The sequence below is a fragment of the Blautia sp. OM06-15AC genome, assembly GCF_003481425.1.
GTDB classification, from domain to species: domain Bacteria; phylum Bacillota; class Clostridia; order Lachnospirales; family Lachnospiraceae; genus Fusicatenibacter; species Fusicatenibacter saccharivorans.
Map to the genome: position 1 here is coordinate 1 of NZ_QULD01000031.1, position 1159 is coordinate 1159.

1 protein-coding gene and 1 pseudogene are annotated in these 1159 nt (G+C 50.6%); both read right to left on the reverse strand.

Annotated elements, in window-relative coordinates:
- A partial coding sequence (locus DXB83_RS16305) for a CHC2 zinc finger domain-containing protein (RefSeq protein ID WP_243108947.1) occupies positions 1-337 on the reverse strand: 337 nt, incomplete at its 3' end.
- Between the two features lie 65 nt (positions 338-402).
- Positions 403-1159, reverse strand: a pseudogene (locus DXB83_RS16310) (MobQ family relaxase); the annotation flags it as partial.

The following is a 1159-nucleotide window of genomic DNA, read 5'->3' on the forward strand; positions in this document are numbered from 1 at the left end:
TTGCTTCCTGAAACTGTTCCTCCGGGGATTTCTGCCGGGGCTTGGGCTTTTTTGCCTTTCCCGGCGGTTTCCAGTCCTCATAGGAAAGCCCGAAGTCCTGTGCCAGCTGTACGGCGGCTTCTTTCTTTCCCAGCCCATACAGGGCGGCGGCAAAATCAATCACATCCCCATCCGCACCGCAGCCGAAGCAGTGGTAACGCCGATCCAGCTTCATGCTTGGGGTTTTATCGTGATGGAACGGGCAACAAGCCATCCCGTTCCGACCTACATGGATTCCATAATGCTCCGCAGCCTGTCTTGTTGTGACGGACTGCTTCACAGCTTCAAATACATTCAAATCTATCCCTCCTTGAAAATAAGAAAAGCACCTGACATTCTCTGATTGAAAATGGCAAGTGCCTGTTAAAGTTCCATATCCTGTTGTTTGTGTTTCGTCTGTGCCGGGACAGTTCTTTGTGCTTTTTTCTCGTCAGCCTTATCCTGCAAGACTTCTTTGATAGGCTGTTTCTTGGGCGGCTCTTTGCTTTCTTCTGTGCCGGGGGTGGCTTTCCGTACCCAGTAGCGAATGTCCCGCAGCTTCTTCAAATCCTCCTGTACCTCGGTCAGCGGTGTTTTCAGGGCTGCAATTTCTTCCAGAAGCGTTTCCTGCTCCTCTTGCAGCTCCTTTTGGGTACTGTCCTTATCGTCCGGGTGCTTGGCAAGGTAGGCGGCGGCTTTCGCATACCGGGCAACCTCCGAGTATTCCTGTTTGAATTTCTCCTTTGTTTTCTTGAAAAATATCTTCTGGTACTTCTCATAGACAGGCTTACATTCCTTGCAGTCTGTCCGGCTGGCAAGAATCCCGTCAATCACTTTGCTTCGGGCTTCCTTTGGCTTCATCTGATTGCGGTAATCTGCGGCTGATTTCCCGGAAGATTCCAGAAATGCTTCTAAGTCCTCCACAGTGGAAAGCCCCTTTTGCTGGAGATAGGACAGGGCTTCGCTGACTGCCTTTAAGTCCTGTGAAGTCCCCCGATTTTGTCCAGACCTCGTCCAGTCCTTCCGTTCTTCCTTTCGTATCTCCATATATTTCATCAGTAGATTGGGAAGAAGTGTCGCTTCCTCCGCCGCCTTTTGTGCAAGCAGTTCTTTCCGTTTTTCTCCCAGCTCGGTAATCCAG